Annotated in this window: 10 protein-coding genes; 5 read left to right on the top strand and 5 right to left on the bottom strand. The window is 71.6% G+C overall.

All coding sequences use genetic code 11. The features are described 5' to 3' along the window. Window positions 1-19: 19 nt before the first annotated feature. The 3 genes from J0I43_RS12435 to J0I43_RS12425 form a co-directional block, all read right to left on the bottom strand. Complete coding sequence (locus tag J0I43_RS12435) at window positions 20-361, bottom strand: cupin domain-containing protein (RefSeq protein ID WP_292864194.1); 342 nt, start codon at window positions 359-361, stop codon at window positions 20-22. Beyond that, the gene (locus tag J0I43_RS12430) at window positions 358-1,794 is read right to left on the bottom strand and encodes an FAD-binding oxidoreductase (protein ID WP_292864191.1); all 1,437 of its coding nucleotides are present in this window, start codon (window positions 1,792-1,794) and stop codon (window positions 358-360) included. Before J0I43_RS12430 ends, J0I43_RS12435 begins: the two co-directional genes overlap by 4 nt. A 190-nt stretch (window positions 1,795-1,984) precedes the next feature. After that, complete coding sequence (locus tag J0I43_RS12425; RefSeq protein ID WP_292864188.1) at window positions 1,985-3,874, bottom strand: amylosucrase; 1,890 nt, start codon at window positions 3,872-3,874, stop codon at window positions 1,985-1,987. An 84-nt stretch (window positions 3,875-3,958) separates the two neighbouring features. On the opposite strand from J0I43_RS12425, the gene J0I43_RS12420 reads away from it, so the two are divergent. Next, a complete protein-coding gene (locus tag J0I43_RS12420; RefSeq protein WP_292864185.1) occupies window positions 3,959-5,491 on the top strand; it encodes an L-serine ammonia-lyase, iron-sulfur-dependent, subunit alpha in 1,533 nt (510 codons plus the stop codon). An 88-nt stretch (window positions 5,492-5,579) separates the two neighbouring features. On the opposite strand, the gene J0I43_RS12415 is transcribed toward J0I43_RS12420, so the two are convergent. Together J0I43_RS12415 and J0I43_RS12410 are read right to left on the bottom strand one after the other, a co-directional pair. Then, window positions 5,580-6,596: a hypothetical protein gene (locus tag J0I43_RS12415; protein WP_292864182.1), complete on the bottom strand. Its 1,017-nt coding sequence runs from the start codon at window positions 6,594-6,596 to the stop codon at window positions 5,580-5,582. 178 nt (window positions 6,597-6,774) lie between these two features. Then, window positions 6,775-7,350: a diguanylate cyclase gene (locus tag J0I43_RS12410; RefSeq protein WP_292864179.1), complete on the bottom strand. Its 576-nt coding sequence runs from the start codon at window positions 7,348-7,350 to the stop codon at window positions 6,775-6,777. 97 nt (window positions 7,351-7,447) lie between these two features. Here J0I43_RS12410 and J0I43_RS12405 point away from each other — a divergent pair, with 97 nt between their 5' ends. The 4 genes from J0I43_RS12405 to J0I43_RS12390 all read left to right on the top strand — a co-directional run bounded on the left by J0I43_RS12405 (window position 7,448) and on the right by J0I43_RS12390 (window position 16,975). Beyond that, on the top strand, window positions 7,448-7,954 hold the full coding sequence (locus J0I43_RS12405; protein WP_292864176.1) for a MarR family transcriptional regulator: 507 nt from the start codon (window positions 7,448-7,450) through the stop codon (window positions 7,952-7,954). Beyond that, window positions 7,951-8,988 carry a DUF2804 domain-containing protein gene (locus J0I43_RS12400; protein WP_292864173.1) on the top strand — a complete coding sequence of 346 codons (1,038 nt, stop codon included), beginning with the start codon at window positions 7,951-7,953 and terminating at the stop codon, window positions 8,986-8,988. Before J0I43_RS12405 ends, J0I43_RS12400 begins: the two co-directional genes overlap by 4 nt. 30 nt (window positions 8,989-9,018) lie before the next feature. After that, window positions 9,019-9,312, top strand: coding sequence for a DUF4287 domain-containing protein (locus J0I43_RS12395; protein WP_292864170.1), 294 nt, complete (start codon window positions 9,019-9,021; stop codon window positions 9,310-9,312). Window positions 9,313-9,499: 187 nt separating this feature from the next. Beyond that, window positions 9,500-16,975, top strand: coding sequence for a GDSL-type esterase/lipase family protein (locus J0I43_RS12390; protein WP_292864167.1), 7,476 nt, complete (start codon window positions 9,500-9,502; stop codon window positions 16,973-16,975). Window positions 16,976-17,006: the final 31 nt, after the last annotated feature.

The raw sequence follows: 17,006 nt of genomic DNA, 5'->3' as shown, positions 1-17,006 counted from the left end.
GGCGTCTGGAGATCCTCGCTCAGGCGAGGTAGATCTTGCGCAGCGTCTCGCGCACGGTCCAGACGGTCTGCATGCCGGCGGTCAGCCGCGCGACGGCACCGGGCGCGAGCTCGATGGAAGGCAGCGCCGGTGAGACGAACTCCACCGTGGCATCCCCCGCGATGACGACGAACACCTCGTCGATCTCGGTGTCGCGCATCGCGCCGACGGTCATCTCCCAGACGCCGATGCCCATGTCCTCGTCGAGGTCGATCGCGCCGGTCGACGGCGACCCCGCGACGACCTGCGCGGCGGGCACGGCCTCGAGCGGCACCCCCGCGGTGAGAGCGGAGACGACGACGCCGGGATCGAGCTCGCTCACGAGTCGAAGCCCAGCCCGAGGGCATCGAGGGTCTTCAGCAGCAGATTGCGCTTGCCCTCGTTGTGGTCGGCGCGGTCCATCGACCAGCGCGTCAGGTTGATCCCGACGGCTGCGGCCGGCTCGGGCGGGAAGGGCAGCGGACGCTTGCGGACCATCTCGAGCCGGGTGCGCTCGGTCTCGTCTCCGGCCAGCAGGTCGAGCATCACCTCGCCCGCGAACCGCGTCGACCCGACCCCGAGCCCCGTGAAGCCGGCGGCGTAGGCGACGCGGCCGCCGCGGGCCGTTCCGAAGAACGCCGTGAACTGCGTCGACGAATCGATCGCTCCCGCCCACTCGTGCGAGAAGCGCAGGCCCTCCAACTGCGGGAACGTCGTGAAGAAGTGCGAGGCGAGCTTCCGCCACACATCGGGACGGTGCTCGTACCGCGGATCGACGCGGCGCCCATAGTGGTAGAGCGCGTCGTAGCCGCCGAACAGGATCCGCCCGTCCTGCGTCGGCCGGTAGTAGTGGAACTGGTTCGCCATGTCGCCGATACCCTGGCGATCGGCCCATCCGATCGAGGACCACTGCTCGTCGGTGAGCGGCTCCGTCATCAGCACATAGTCGTAGACCGGCACCGTCATGAGCTTGTTGCGCGTCAACAACGACGGGAACACATTCGTCGCGAGCACCGCCTGCGACGCACGCACCCACCCGCCGGAGGTGATGACGGTCACGCCGTTCGTCGACGAATCGAGTGAGGTGACGTGCGAGCGCTCGAAGATCTCGACGCCGCGGTCCTCGCAGGCCCGCGCGAGCTCCGCCGCCAGCCGCGCGGGGTGCACCAGCGCGCTCGAGCGCTTCTCCCAGATCGCGGCGAGATAGGTCGGCGAGTTCACCGACCTGCGCACCGCCTCCTCGTCGAGATAGACGACGTCGGGGTCATCCGCCGCTTCCGCGCGCCACTCGTCGAGCCACGCGAGCTGGTGCTCCTCGATCGCGGGGGCGAGCTCACCCGTCCGCTCGAACTGGACATCGAGCCCGAGGTCCGCCACGGTCTGCTCGATCTCGTCGAGGTTCTGCCGTCCGAGCCGCTCCAGCGTGTCGATCTCGTTCGGCCACCGGCTCGCGCCGTTCTCGCGCCCGTGGGTGAGGCTCGCCTCGCAGAAGCCGCCGTTGCGGCCGGATGCCGCCCAGCCGACCCGCTGCGCCTCGACGATCACCACGCGCCGGTGCGGGTCGCGGAGCTTTGCGAGGAGCGCCGTCCACAGCCCGGTGTAGCCCGCGCCGACGACGACGAGGTCGGCGCGCACCGTGCCGCGGAGCGCCTGCCGATCGGGCCGGAGCGCCGCGGGCAGATCGTCGATCCAGAAGACCCCGTCTCGAGTCTGCTCGAGACTGTGGTCGACGACGGATGCCGAGGGTGCGCTTCTTTCGAAGACGGTGGTTCCCACGGGGATCACTTCCTGTCTGGAGATCGAGAAAGGCGCACCGCGTTCCCGGTGGCCGCGGCGTGCGGGTGTCGTCGGCCATTCAATACGCCGCACCGAGCCGGAGCAAGGGGAGTCGCCGACCTCGGACGATCATCCGCCCCGCAGGCGTTCGCCAGACGGACCGTCCGCCCGCCCGCGCGGGGAGACCCGCTCAGAGCGGCGTGACCCGCACCCAGACGAATCCGTGCGGAGGAAGCGTGAGGCCCTCGTCGAGATCGAGGTCCGCGTCGTGCACGAGATCGTACGCCTCGCGGGCGAAGCCCGACAGCGTCAGCGGGTCGATCTGCACCTCGGCATCCCCGACATTCGCGAGCACCAGCACGCGGGTGTCCGGGCCGGGGCGCTGGTACCCGACGACGGAGGGGTGCGGTGTCCGGAACCCGATGAGGTCGTTGCCGGCGAACTCGGGGGCCTGCTGCCGGACGGAGATGAGCTTCGTCAGCCGGCGGAAGACCCGCCCGGCCGCGGTGCTCTCGTCCCCGCGCTCCGCGTAGCGGTCGCGCGGCCGATTGCCCCGGTGCACCCAGCGGCTGTCGCCGCGGCGCGCCGGGTCGTCGCGGTACGAGTAGTCGTTCAGCTGCGCGACCTCGTCGCCGAGATACAGCAGCGGGATGCCGCCGGTCGACAGCGCCAGCGCGTGGGCGAGGACGACCCGGTCCTCGCCGCCCGCATCGCCCGCTTCGATGCCGGCGAGCGATGCCGTCGTACCCGCGACGCGGGCATCGCCGGTCGTCGGGTTCTCCTGGAACGCGACGCCGCGCGCAAACGATCCTTCGAAGCGGCCCGTGTAGAAGCGGTTGAGGAACTGCCGGTGCGCGTAGCCGTCGATGCCGTAGCGCGCGGCATCCTCGTCGGCGAAGGTCCAACCGATGTCGTCGTGACTGCGCACGTAGGTGACCCACGCCGTCCCGGCCGGCAGGGCGTGGCGCTCCTCGAGGGCGTCCTGCAGGAGTCGTCCGTCGCGGGTCGCGAGCGCCTCCCACGTGAGCGCCATCTGCAGCGGGTTGTAGGAGAGCTGGCATTCCTCGGGAGAGATGTAGGTGACGACCTCGTCGGGGTGGACGATCGCCTCCGACTTGAACACCATCCCGGGCGCCGCCATCGCGAGCACGGCGTTGAACGCCTGCAGCAGGAGGTGCGCCTCGGGGAGCGACTCGCACGCCGTCCCCAGGCGCTTCCAGATGAAGGCGACGGCATCCATCCGCAGCACCTCGACACCGCGGCCCGCGAGGAACAGCATCTCGCCCGCCATCGCACGGAAGACGGCCGGGTTCGCGTAGTTGAGGTCCCACTGGTAGTGGTAGAACGTCGACCAGATCCACCGGCCGTCCGGAAGCTGCACGAACGACCCGCGGTGGTCGTCGGGGAAGATCTCACGGGTCGTCCGCTCGTACGCGTCGGGCATCTCGCAATCGGGGAAGATCAGGTAGAAATCGGCATACTCCGGGTCGCCGGCGACGGCCTTCCGCGCCCATTCGTGCTCGTTGCTCGTGTGATTGAAGATGAAGTCGACGACGAGTGAGATCCCTGCCGTGCGGAGATCCGCGGCGAGTTCGCTGAGCTCGTCCATCGTGCCGAGACTCGGGTTCACCCTCCGATAGCTCGACACGGCGTAGCCGCCGTCGTTGTCGCCTTCGGGGGCGTCGAACAGCGGCATGAGGTGCAGATAGGTGAGCCCGAGCTCGCGGAAGTACGGGATCTGGTCGCGGATCCCGGCGAGGTTTCCGGCGAACCGATCCACGTAGGCGACGCCGCCGAGCATCCGCTCGGACTGGAACCACCCGGCATCCGCTTCGCGCTGCGCGTCGCGCACCTTGAGCTCCAGCGGCCGAGCGTTCCAGGAGGTGGATGCCGCGGCGACCGTCGCGGCGAGCTGCTCCTGCCCGTCGGCGCGGTCGCCGTAGAGCCGCGTGAAGAGGTCGTGCAGGCGGGGGAACTGCGCGTCGAAGCGGTCCAGGAACGCGTCGTCGACGCGCCCCGCCGCTTCGGCGGCGGCGAGGGCCGCGGTGCGGTCCGATGCGAGTGTCGTGAGCGCGGTCACAGTGCGTCGATTCCCATGCCGATCAGCCTACGGCGAGGCCTCGTCCGCGTGCCATCGCCGGTCAGCGCGGCGTACGCTCGAAGGATGAGTGCGTACGTCTCGGCGTTCGAGCTGTTCTCCATCGGTGTAGGACCCTCGAGCTCACACACGGTCGGCCCGCTCCGGGCCGGGCGGGACTTCGCGACGCGCATCTCCGCGCTCCCGGGTCTCGCGCGCGTGACCTGCGCGCTCTACGGCTCGCTCGGAGCGACCGGAATCGGTCACGGCACGCCCGACGCGGTCGTCGCGGGCCTGCAGGGTCACGACCCCGAGACGGTCGACCCCGATCTCGTCCGATCCGCGTGGACCGCCTGGCCCGACGGCGCCCCCCTCCTCGTCGCCGGCACGACGCCCGTGCCGTTCGCGCGTGCCGACATCGCCTTCGAGCCGCGCACGCGTCTGCCCGGTCACCCCAACGCGATGACGCTGCAGGCGTGGGATGCCGCGGGCGCCGTCCTCGCCGAGGACACCTACTACTCGATCGGCGGCGGCTTCATCCGCCGTGAGGGTGCCGCGGCGGAGGTCGCGTCGACGCCGTTCCCGCTGCAGTTCTCCTCGGCCGCCGAGCTCCTCGCCCTCTGCGACGAGCGGGGCCTGACGATCGCCGAGGCCGCGCGCCGCAACGAAGAGGCGCTGCGCGCGGAGGAGGAGATCGCTGCGGGGCTCGACGCCATCTGGGATGCCATGAAGGCGTGCGTCGATGCGGGGCTGCATCCGGCCCACACGGGCGGCGTGCTCCCCGGCATCCTGCGCGTGAAGCGGCGCGCGAGCGCCATCCGCGAACAGCTCGAGGAGGCCGAGGCGGGCACCGGGCGCGAACTCCCGGGGGAGTGGCTGGGCGCGTTCGCGCTCGCCGTCAACGAGGAGAACGCCGCCGGCGGGCGGGTGGTGACGGCGCCGACGAACGGAGCCGCGGGGATCGTCCCCGCGGTCGCGATGTACTGGTGGCGCTTCCTCGCCGACTCCGGGCTGGGGTCGTCGACGGCGGTGACCCCGTATGGCGAGCTCGTCGGGTCGGCGCTGCTCGGTCTGCATGCGCCGGCTGACGCCGGGCGCGGGGCTGGGTCGCCGGCCGAGGGCGGCGCGTCCGGCGCGACCGGCCGCGAGGACGAGGCATCCCTGGCCGAGGCGAACCGCCGCCGCGGCATCCGTCGGTACCTCCTCACCGCGACGGCGCTCGGCTCGCTGTTCAAGGCGAACGCGTCGATCTCGGGCGCCGAAGGTGGATGCCAGGCCGAGGTCGGTTCGGCCTGCGCGATGGCCGCGGGCGGACTCACCGCGGTCATGGGCGGCACGAACCGGCAGATCGAGAATGCCGCCGAGATCGCGATGGAGCACCACCTCGGCCTCACCTGCGACCCCGTGGGCGGCCTCGTGCAGATCCCGTGCATCGAGCGGAACGCGATCGCGGCATCCACCGCCGTCACGGCCGCGCGACTCGCTCTGCGCGGCGACGGCGAGCACTACGTGTCGCTCGACATGGTCGTCGAGACGATGCGCCAGACCGGGATCGACATGTCGACGAAGTACAAGGAGACGAGCGAGGGCGGTCTCGCCGTGAACGTCATCGAGTGCTGAGGGGGGCTGCGGGCGTTCGGTTGGCGCTCGCGCGGGAAATCGGCGTCGAGTTCCCAGCATTAGTGACAAGCGACCGTGGTGAGGCGGCCTACTGCACCCACCCTCGGCGCACCAGGGCATTCCGCACGAGTTGAACGTCCGCTCCGCGCGCGGGCCGGATGTGCGACGAAGCGATGCGCACGACGTCCCAGCCGATCGCGGCATACGCCGCATACTTATCGAGATCGCGGGTCCACTGGCGACGCGTGGTGCGATGGTGGTCTCCCTCGATCTCGACGGCGACGCGGAACTCGGGGAAGGCTCCGTCGCTGATGCCGAGCAATCGCCCGCGAGCATCGCGTACCTCGACATCCAACAGGGGCTCGGGCAACCCCGACCCGACGAGCCCCAACCGCCAGTCCGTCTCGAGCACCGACATGCTGCCCGTGCGGACGAGCGGAAGGGCCGCACGGAGCCGTGCCGCGCCGAGACGACGCCCCGCCTCGATCGCGGCGGTCAGCTGTGCGGGGGTTGCCAGCTGATGCTCCGGGCGTCGTCGTCCGCGTTCGTCGCGCGGGACGCGCACGATCGCGTCGCCGATCCGGACGAGGTCACGCACCTCCATGCGGCGCCCGAGGAGAGCCCACACCGATGCAGGCGTCGCGACCGGGAAGCCGCCACGTTGGGTGGTGTGGGCGAGCCCTTCGCGTATCTGGACACAGTCCACACCGGTGCGGCGCGAAGCGCGCTGCGGGGTGAAGACGCCCATCTCGAGGTCGTGCTCGGCAGCGCGGACCGGGTCGACGAACGGCAACCCCAGCAGTGCGAGCGCCGCATCGCCGATGTAGAAGCCGCCGGTCGGGAGGACCAGCGCGTGCGCCTCGATGCGTGAGAGGAGCGCGCGGCGGGCTGCGTCGTCGAGGCGCTGCGGCGTCGTGACATCCAGGTCGTCGAGCCCCGCGAGATGGGAGCTCTCCTGACTGGCGACGCGTGTGCGCACTCCTCTGAACGGCGCGTGCAGGTCGCGCGCGGTCAAGCGCCCGCGCGTCGCGCCGAGCGATGTCGCTCGAGTCACCCGGAAGCTCGCGCCGAGGTCATCAGGCAGGGGAGCGGGCGGTCGCGGCATCCCGCCACTGTGTCGCGTCAGCCCGCGGGATACGCGTCCGCGGAGTCATCTGTGCACAAGCAGCGAGAAACCCATACCTGTGGAGAAGTCGATGAATGCACTCAGTTGGCGCGTGCGCCGGAAACCAGGTCGCAGTTTCCGGCGTACGCGCCAACTGGAGGCACGAATCAGCGCGCGGTCAGTTCTCCAGCGCGAAGCCGCCGGTCCAGGTGATCTTCTCGCGCGCGGCGAGGGTCATCTGCAGGAAGGCGACGGCCTCGAGCTCGTGCGCACGTGAGAGCGACCCGGCATCCAGCGCGCGCAGCCCGCCGGCCTCGACCGCCGCGATGAGGCCCGCCTTGGCCTGCGCGTCGTCGCCCGCGACGAGGACGGTGGTCGGCTGGCCGCCGACGGTGCCGGATGCCAGTGTCGCGCCGAAGTTCGTGTTGAAGGCCTTCACGACGTGCGCTGCGGGGAGCAGCTCCTGCAGCTGTGCCGCCGCGGAGCTGCCTGCGGGGACGACGAGGCCGTCGAACGTCGAGAAGTCGACGGGGTTCGTGATGTCGACGACGGTCTTTCCGGCGAGCCCCGCACCGTGCGTCGCGGCGATGTCCGCGAGCGCGGCGTACGGCACCGCGAGCACGACGATGTCGCCGGCGATCGCGGCACCCGCGTCGCCGCTGCCGAGCTGCTGGATGTCGGCGCCGCCGCGGGCGAAGACGCCCGCGATCGCCTGGCCCATGGTGCCGGTGCCGAAGACGGTGATGGAGGTCATGAGGGTTCCTTCCGAGAATCGTGGATGCCTCGACTGTTGTAGAGGCAACTATCCTGGTCAACCTCGTTGTCGCATCAACTATTCCTAGAATGTTCGGATGGGCTCCCCGCGCTTCTTCTCCAACGACGAACTGGCCACCTGGATCCCGTTCGCCGCCCTGCTCGAGCTGCTGCCGAAGGAGCTCGACAGTCAGCTGCTGCGGGACTCCGATCTCACCCACTTCGACTACTTCTCCCTCGCGATGCTCACGAACGCGCCGGATCACCGCGTACAGATGAAGGAGCTCGCATCCATGACCAACGCGACCATGCCCCGCCTCTCGCACGTCGTCAGCCGTCTCGAGAAGCGCGGGCTCGTGGTGCGAGAGCCGCACGCCGCCGACGGTCGCGGCGTCGACGTCGTCATCACGCCCGAGGGGCGGCGGGTCGTGCTCCAGGCGACCCCCGGGCACGTGCAGGCCGTGCGCGAGCTCGTCCTCGACGCGCTGAGCGACGAGCAGGCATCGCAGCTGCGGAGCATCACGACGGCCGTCCTCCGACGCCTGGATCCCGACGGACGCATGGCGGCGAGTCGGCCGCGCCCGCGGAACGAGGACCCCGCATGACCGAGCGCGAACTCCTCGAACCGGTCTCGCTGACCCTGCCGGACGGCCACCTCAACCCGGCCGCGATCGGATTCGCCCGCACTCCTCTCGTCGACACCGCGGGGGTTGCCGCACGCCGCACGGCGAGGCGCGCGCTCGCCCCCGTGCCGGTCGCGTTCGGCCGAAACAAGCGCTGGGAGTACTGGAACGTCATCACACCGACGCACATCGTCGCGCTGACGATCTCGTCACTCGACTACGCGGCCGTGCACGAGGTGTGGATCTTCGATCGCGCCTCGGGGCGGAGCCGGGGTGCGAACGCGACGGTGATCCCCGCCCGCGGTATGCATCTGCCGGGCAGCCTCGGCGGCGGCGTCGCGACGGCTCGGGCAAAGGACCTCAGCATCACCGTCACCCCGAGCGACGATGCCCAGCGCTGGCGGCTGCAGGCGCAGATCCCCGGGGCCGGGTTCGACATCTCCGTGACGAGACCCGCAGGTCACGACCTCCTCGCGGTCGTCGTGCCCTGGTCGCACCGGCTGTTCCAGTACACCGTGAAGGATGTCGCCCTCCCGGCATCCGGCACCATCACCGTCGACGGCGCGGAGGTCGACGTCCCCGAAGGCTCGTGGGCCGTGCTCGACCACGGCCGCGGGCGCTGGCCCTACGACGTCGCCTGGAACTGGGGCGCCGGCTCGGGGCTGCTCGCGGACCGGCGGAGCATCGGCATCCAGGTCGGCGGCCGTTGGACGGACGGCACGGGGTCGACGGAGAACGGCGTCGTCGTCGGCGGGCGCCTGCACAAGATCTCAGCGCCCGTCACGTGGTCGTATGACCTGGCGGCGCCGCTCGAGCCGTGGCGGATCGTCGGCGGAGGGTTGGATGCCACGTTCGCGCCCTTCCACGACAAGCGGTCGGCGACCGACCTGCGCGTGCTCTCGAGTCGCACGGACCAGTGCTTCGGCGAGTGGTCGGGCACGTTCGACACCGGCTCCGAGCTCATCGCGTTCGACGGCGCCGTCGGGTTCGCGGAAGACGTGCACAACCGCTGGTGACCCGCGCGCGGCGGCCCTAGGCTGAACCGCATGTCGTTCCAGGCGTACCTCGACAACATCGAGGAGAAGACCGGTCGCACCCCGCGACAGTTCATCGACGAGGCCACGACGCGCGGCTACGGCCCGGGCACCAAGGCCGGCGAGATCGTCACGTGGCTCGCGGAGGACTACGGCCTCGGGCGCGGTCACGCGATGGCGCTCGTGCACGTCATCACGAAGGGCCCGAAGATCGACGCGAAGCACGTCGGCACCGGCACGACGCACAGCGACGCATCGGACACACAGTGGCTCGAGGGCAAGGCGTCGAAGCCCGCATCCGGGTGAGCGCCGTCGAGTACCCGACATCCACTCGGCGATCGATCGAGAGCCGATCGCAAGGTCGGCACCGCTGTGACACTGACAGCGCGCGTCGGCGTCAGTAGCTTCTGGTGTGATGCCCGTCGCTTCGCCGACCTGAGAAGGGCATGCGGGAGCATCCGACCCCGCACGCTGACAGAGACCAGGACGAGTCGTGATTCGCAGCAGGTCCTCTCGCGCGCACGGACTCGTCGTCGCGCTCCTCGTAGCCGTGCAGGCGATCGGAGCCGTCGTGGTGGCCGCTCCTGCAGGCGCAGCGGATCCGATCCCGGTGATGGCAGGAGCGCAGAATCTGGGTCCTGGCGTCGCTTACCCGGACGTCGCCGCGGGCGGCGGCGGGGTCTTCCACGCGGTGGTGCGCGACTCTTCGCTCGGCACGCGCATCCTCTACCTCCGCTCGACCGACGGCGGGAACACCTGGGCGAGGGCCGCGATCCTCAGCGGTGGGATCGGGGCGACGCGGCCGACGATCGCGGCCGACGGCGATCACCTCGCCGTCGCGTTCGTCGGCGGCTGGACCGACGCGAACGGCGTCGAGGGCGAGGCGCCGTACCTGACCACTTCCGACGACGGCGGCGCGAGTTGGACCGGCGCCCGGCGGCTCGGCACCTGGGCAACCGACGTGGATGTCGCTGTCGACGGGGACCGGGTGTGGGCGATGTGGGGCGGGCACGGCGGCATCCGCGGCACGACGGATGGCGGAGCGAGCTTCTTCGCCTCCCTCGACCTGGACGGCGTCGCTCGCGCAAAGGTCGCCGCGGGTGGCGGCGTGGTCAGCGCCGCCTACACCGACTTCCGCAGCACGCACGTGGCGGTGGCGCAGGGCGATCAGCTCGGCGACTTCTCGACGGTCGACGACGCCCGTCTCACCGATGTCGCCGCGGGGGACGGCCGCGCCTATGCGCTCGTCGACGGCGCGGACGGCCCCTCGGTGCTCGGCATCGAGCCGGGCAGCGCGCCCACGCGCGTGCACGTGCCCCTCGAGGGCTCCGGCGGCACCCTCGCTGCGGGCCGTGGCACTCTCGCGGTCGCAGAGTGCATCGCTGGCACCGTCTCCGTCTCGGAGTCGAGCGGATGGCCGCACTTCGGCGCGCCCATCGCGGCGACCACCTTCGCGAGCGGCGCCGGGTGCATCGCCTCCATCGCGGCGGCGACGGGCGCGGCTCGACTCACACCGCGATTCGACTGGACCGTTGCGCCGCACTACGTCGACAGAGACGGGGACGGCCTCCCGGATCCGGCTCTCACGACCGGCTCGGCGATCGCCGATGCCGACACGCTGACGGTGACCCTCGACGGATGCGCATCGGTGACCGCGGGCAGCGGCACCGAGATCACCCACTACGTGTGGTCGGTCGACGGCACCGCGGTCGCCGACCTCGACCACTGCGCCGGGCCCGAGATCGAGGTGCGCTCGGGCGAGACCCCCACGATCCGGCTCGAGCTGCGCGACGACGCAGGCGGTCGCGCCGTCACGGCGCGCACGATCGCGCCCAAGGACATCGTCGTCGTGTCTTTGGGGGATTCCGTCGCCTCCGGCGAGGGCTCGCCCGTGCATCCCGGCGCGGCGCCGTCGTCGGCATGGTCGGATGCCTCGTGCCACCGGTCCTCGTACGCCGGCCCGGCGCTCGCCGCCCGGCAGCTCGAGGACGACGACCCGCACAGTGCGGTCACCTTCGTGCAACTCGCGTGCTCGGGGGCCGCGATCAGCGACACCGACGACGATCCGACGGGCGCGCATGTGGGCGACGACCCCTCCACCGGCGGGGTCACCGATGAGTACGCGGGCGTCGCCCCGACCGGATCCAGTCTGCGACCCTCGCAGGTGTCGCAGATGGTGCAGGCGCTCGGCGGGCGCACCGCCGACGCGGTGCTGGTCTCGATCGGGGCCAATGACGTCCGGTTCTCCGCCACCCTCACCTCGTGCCTCCTGCCCGTCGTGGGGGGCGTGATCGGCTCGGACTGCAGCACGAACTCGGTGGCCGCGACCCACGACGCGAGGATGTCTCAGCTCCCCGCGCGCTACGACCATCTCGCCGAGGCACTTGCCGCGGCGGGTGTGGCGCCGGATCGCGTGCACCTCACCGAGTACTTCGATCCGACCGGCGACGTCTACGGAGTGCCCGATCTGCGCTGCGTCGGCGACATCGACCCCTCGATGCTGGCCCTCATCACGGGCGGGGCCGTCGGCGGTCTCATCACCGACGACGAGGCGACGTGGGCCCGGGGGCACCTCGTCGCGGGCCTCAACGACGCTGTGCGCGCCGCGACGGTGCGTCACGGCTGGGACTACATCGGCGGCATCGCGAGCCAGTTCACGACCCACGGTTACTGCGCGCGCGACCCCTGGATCGTGCGTCTCGGCGCCTCGGTGCAGGATCAGCACGACCAGAACGGCACCTTCCATCCCGACCGCGCGGGCCAGCAGGTCTACGGCGACGCGATCCACGCCCGCCTCGCCGCGTTGACCGCGACCCCGACGACGCCGGTGACCGCCGCGGCCCCCACCGGCGCGGCATCCGTCGGCGACTTCGTCGTGCTCGCTACCGACGTCTACGCCGCCACCCCGGAGCTGCGCTCCATCGCCGTGACCTCCACCGGCGGGGCGCCCACGGTCGGGGCGGTGCGGCAGCTGCAGACCGGGTACGGCTTCGGGGCAGCCGCCTCAGACGGCTCCTCCGCGGCGGCGGTCTGGGTGGGCGTGACCGGCGCGACGACGACCTCCACCGTCGGCTACGCGGGGCGAATCGGCTCGCGGCCGGACTACGGCGTGCGCAGCGTACGCATCGTGCAGGCCGCCGCCGATGCGAGTCGGCTCGTCACGGGCAGGAAGACCTCGGTGCTGGCGGACCTGTGGTCCTCGGTCGAGGGCACCACCTCCGCACAGGTGACGACTTCGGTGATCGCCCGCACCGACGGCGTCGACACGACGGTCCTTCAGCCGACCACCGAGACCGTGACGGTGCGGTCGGGGTCCACGCGGGTGCTGCTGCCCCTGAACGACGTGCTCGAGGCCCCCGAGGGCTCCGTGCTCATCGCCACGGTGACGGTCGCCGACCCGCCGGATGCCTCCGAAGAAGACAGTGCGAACAACGAGCTCTCGAGCTCGCCGCACGACTTCATCGAGACGATGACCACGCGCCCGCTGCGGATCGCCCTCCTTCCCCTCGATCTCGGCGCTTCGACGGTCTCGTGCACCGACATCGCTTCACGCGCGAACACCTGGGTCGCCTGGGCGCAGCAGCTGCTGCCCGTGCAGGACGGCGGGGTCACCGCCGAGCTCTCCTGCCTGCCCGAGGTGCTGCCGACCCAGACCGGGGAGGCCGGTGTCGCCGGTGCTCTCGGCGACCTGGACCTGCTCGCCCGCGAATCCGGTCTCGACTCGGTGGTCGCCGTGGTGCCGAACGGGTGGCTCGGCGCGCAGCTCGGCGACACCTCCGTCGGGCGGGCCGGGGTCACGGGACGCTCGGTGCTCCTCGACCTCGACGCCCCCGAGGCGACGCTCGCCCACGAGCTCGGCCACAACCTCGGCATGGAGCACACCGATCCGACGCCCGTCACCGGCGCCTGGGTGAGTCGCAACCGGATCATCGACGGCACCGACTTCATGGCAGCGAGCTGGGACGGCGTCTCGCGCGAGTGGGTCGGCGGCAGCACCTGGGATGCGCTGACCGGCTCTCTCAACCTCGGCAGCGCCCCGACCCGGCCGAGCCCCGGCGGCACCGCCTACTGGATCCGCGGCTCGATGCCCATCGAGGGCGACTCGATCCGCCTCGACCCGTTCCTCGACGACGGCGACATCCCGAGCCCTCCGCCCTCGGGCTCCGACACGAGCCGGGTCACCGTGGTCCCCGTCGCAGAGGACGGATCGCCGACGGGCGCTCCCGTGAAGATCGGGCTCACCGATTCCGAAGGGTCGCGCAGCGCGGTGGTGACGAAGGTGTTCGCGCAGAAGGTCGTCGCCCCCGCCGGAACGGCGGCGTTCCGCATCCTGCTGGACGGTCATCCCGTCACCGAGCGCGCCCTCGGGTCCGCGCCGAGCATCAGCGTCACCGAGCCTGCCGCGGACACCTCCATCGCGCGGTCGGAGCCGATCCACGTCGCTTGGACGGTCACCGACCCCGACTCGAGCGACGAGGTGCCCGCGCCGACGGTCGACCTCCTCGTCTCCGACGACGGAGGCGACAGCTGGCGTCCGCTCGCGAGCGGCCTGACGGGATCGTCGGCCGATCTCGCCGTGCCGCGCGATCTGGCGGGCTCGGGCCTGCGCATCCGCGCGGTCGCCTCCGACGGGGTGCACCTGCGCTCCGCCGACTCCGGCGCCTTCGCCATCGCCGCGGCGGCCGGGCAGGACCGGCTCGTGTTCGTCAGCGATGCGCTCGACTCCGACGACCCGTGGGCCACCGCGAGTCGGATCGGCACGATGAGGCCGGACGGCTCGGGAGTGATCTGGCTGCCGCTGCCCTCCGTGGCCGACGCGGGTGCGCATACACCCGCCCACTACGCCTCGCCCGTCTGGGGTCCGGATGCCGAGCGCATTTACTACGTCGCGTGGGAGCAGTCGGCCGGCGTGCCCTGTCACGTGGTGAACTCGGTCGCCGCCGACGGCTCCGACCCGCGACGCGAGCTCAGCCCCGGCCTCGACGACTGCCAGGCTCAGGTCGGGCAGCCGACGGCCTGCCTGTCGATGAGCGCGGACGGCGGGCGGTTCCTCTTCGACGGCGGCGTGTACGAGCGGTCGGGGTCGGGCTGGTCGCGGATCGGGCGGCCGGACGCGACGTCCGGATGGGAGACGAGTCTGCCCTTCAACGGGTACAACCGGGTCGACGCCACGGTGACGCAGTGCCCCGCGCTCTCGCCCGACGGCACGCTCGTGGCGGCGGTCGCCGACTATCACGGCCTTCGGGTCGACGACCAGGGTGGGCAGACTCCGGGATCCGCGCTGGCGGTCGTGGTGGCGCCGGCGAAGGACGGCTGGTACGAGGACGGCACCGCGGTCTCGGAGTGGCCCATCTCCTTCGGTCCGCGCGTCGTGTCGGCGTGGGACGAGACCCTGTGGCGGGCCGACGGAGCGGCGGGAGCGGATGTGCGCCAGCTCTCGGTGAGCTGGGCGGGCGAGAACTCCCTGCTCGTCGCGGCGGGCACGCCGGGTTGGGACAGCGCGACGACCTCGACCCTCGACCTCGGCACTCTGCAGCCCGATCGGCGGGCCCCCGACGGGCACCTCCTTCCCGTCACCCCCGCGACGGCGACGCCGCAGGGTACCCTCTCCCTCCCGTCGAGCACGGCGCGGCAGCGGGCCGCCAAGCCCACCCTCGACGGTCGCGTCTACGGCGATTCCGGATGCGGCTGGTATCTCGGGGCCACGGTGCTCGGGGCCGAGGACGTCGCTGGTGCCTCTTCGTGCGTGCACGACGTGAACTGGGGTCGGCCGCTCGGCGATCTCGATCCACAGCCGTGGGTGGCGTTCGTGGCGGGCGACCGCGACGTGGAGCATCCGACCGACCCCAGCAATCTGGGCACGTTCCCGACCTGGGACCGCGTCGGCACGATGTCGCCCGACGGTTCCGCTCGAACCTTCTTCGACGCGCCGACGATGATCGACGTGGCGCCGAACCAGAGCACGCCTCAGGCCTGGAAGCGCCCGGCGCTGTACACCTCGCCCGTGTGGGCGCCCGACGGGCGGATCTACTTCCTCGAGAAGGGCGGGCTGCTACAGTCGGTGCTGCCCGACGGGAGCGGACTGCGCTCCGAGTTCAGCAACGGCGGCAACGCCGACGACATCGGTTACGACCGGGCCACGACACCTCGACCCTGCCTGTCGCTCAGCTCGTCGAACCGCTACGGTGACTTCCTCTGGTTGGAGAACTTCACCGTCTTCGGGGTCTCCGGCCAGAAGTTCGGTGACGCGCTGGCGCTGAAGGGCTCACCCGACGTTCCCATGCAGGCCTACCACGGCCTCTTCGCCTATGACGAGCCGAGCCCCGGCGATATCCAGGGTGCCGGGAACATGGAAGCGGTCGGATGCCCCGAACTCTCGCCCGACGGCCGCTATGTCGCGCGTGTCGAACGGATCGGCGGGGGTTACGGCGTCGTGGTCGCGCCCGTGAGGTGGCAGAGTCCGACGTTCCCCGGCGCCTCCGGCTCGACGCATCTGGTCGACTCCCTGCGCTTCGTGACGATGATCGACCGCACCCCGATCCTCGGAGTGAGCTGGACGAGCGACCACGAACTGCTCGTCACCGAGGAGAACCGCCAGCTGCGGGCCGACCTGTCGACGTTGACGCCGCCTGAGCGCGATGACGACCCGCTCACCCCCGCCGTGACGACGGAGGTCGGCACTCTCGCGGTTCCGTCCGGATGGTCGGGCCACCGCGCGGCGAAGAGCATTCCGGGGGGCGGCGTCTACGGCGACGCGGACTGCGGTCTGTACTTCGGTGCGACGACCATCGCCACCACGATCCCGGACTACGTGCCGGGCACGTCCACCTGCTACACCGACTTCGCCTGGAACGGCGGCGGTCTCCCCGGCGGTGGCGACGGAGGCGGCGGGTCCGTCGACCTTCCCGCGCTCGTCGTCGACCCCGCCGAGGCGCCGGTTCCGAGCGAACCGCCCGCGGCATCCGAACCGTCCGTCGTCGCGACGACGGACGCGGCCCCCGGATCGGGGAGCGACGCGACGGTTCCGGATGCCGGCGCCATCGCGCCGAGCACGGTCACTCTCACGCCGGGCGAGACACGGGTGATCGCGCTGCACACGGCCCACGACGTGCCCGCGCGTTTCGAGGTCGATCCCGTCGTGGATCAGCCCGCGGGCGGGGGCGCGGTCGCGGTCCTGGAGCCGATCGACTCCGTGACGGGGCTGATCGTCTCGGCGGGCACCCTGCGGGTGAGCGCGGATGCCGCGACCGCCCAGGCCACCGGCCCAGCGCGCATCCGGGTGCGGGTGGCGGGGGCGGAGTCGTGGACGACGATCGAGCTACGAATCGACGCGCCCCGCCGCCCGACGGTCGTCGACGACCGGCTCGAGGTGATCGTGGGTACGGAGTCGGTGCTCTCCGCCGCCGCCCTGCTCGACAACGACGCGGCGACAGGTGACAGCGCGCTGCGACTGGTCGCGGTCACCGGCTACACGGGCGGCGCGGCGTTCCTGGATGAGGCGGGGGCGCTGCACGTGACCGCCGCGACCGCCGGGGAGGGGACGTTCCAGTACATCGCCGCCCAGGCCGGATCGACGGGCACGGCATCGGCGACCGTCACGGTGCACGCCGTGGCGGAGCAGACTTCGCCGTCCTCAACCGACCCCGCGCCGACCGCGTCGGTGGAGGCGGGCTCGGGTGAGGGCGACGCGGACTCGGGACCGCGCGCTCGCGGCGTGACGGGGTCCGAATCCGGCCCCGGCGGGGGATCTGCGCTCGCGCCCAGCGCCGCAGTCCCATCACCGTCGCCTTACGCGACCCCGCTCACGTCCGCGGACACGCCGGATGCCGCGTCACCGCGTCATGCGTCCGACGATCCACCGCCCGCGCCCGCGCCCGCGTTGCTGCTGTGGCTGATCCCCGTTGCCGTCCTGGCCGCGATCGTCTGGTGGCTCCTCCTGCTGCGACGGCGCCGATCCCCCTCCGACTGACCGGCGACCGCCCCGATGACGCGCATCGCGT

The sequence above is a fragment of the Microbacterium sp. genome (assembly GCF_017305435.1).
Classification (GTDB): domain Bacteria; phylum Actinomycetota; class Actinomycetes; order Actinomycetales; family Microbacteriaceae; genus Microbacterium.
This window is presented reverse-complemented; position numbering and strand designations above follow the sequence as displayed.

Coding starts and splice junctions, on each gene's coding strand:
- J0I43_RS12395 (WP_292864170.1), top strand. CDS start 9,019: ATGTCGTTCCAGGCGTACCTCGACAACATCGAGGAGAAGACCGGTCGC.
- J0I43_RS12415 (WP_292864182.1), bottom strand. CDS start 6,596: ATGCCGCGACCGCCCGCTCCCCTGCCTGATGACCTCGGCGCGAGCTTC.
- J0I43_RS12410 (WP_292864179.1), bottom strand. CDS start 7,350: ATGACCTCCATCACCGTCTTCGGCACCGGCACCATGGGCCAGGCGATC.
- J0I43_RS12420 (WP_292864185.1), top strand. CDS start 3,959: ATGAGTGCGTACGTCTCGGCGTTCGAGCTGTTCTCCATCGGTGTAGGA.
- J0I43_RS12405 (WP_292864176.1), top strand. CDS start 7,448: ATGGGCTCCCCGCGCTTCTTCTCCAACGACGAACTGGCCACCTGGATC.
- J0I43_RS12400 (WP_292864173.1), top strand. CDS start 7,951: ATGACCGAGCGCGAACTCCTCGAACCGGTCTCGCTGACCCTGCCGGAC.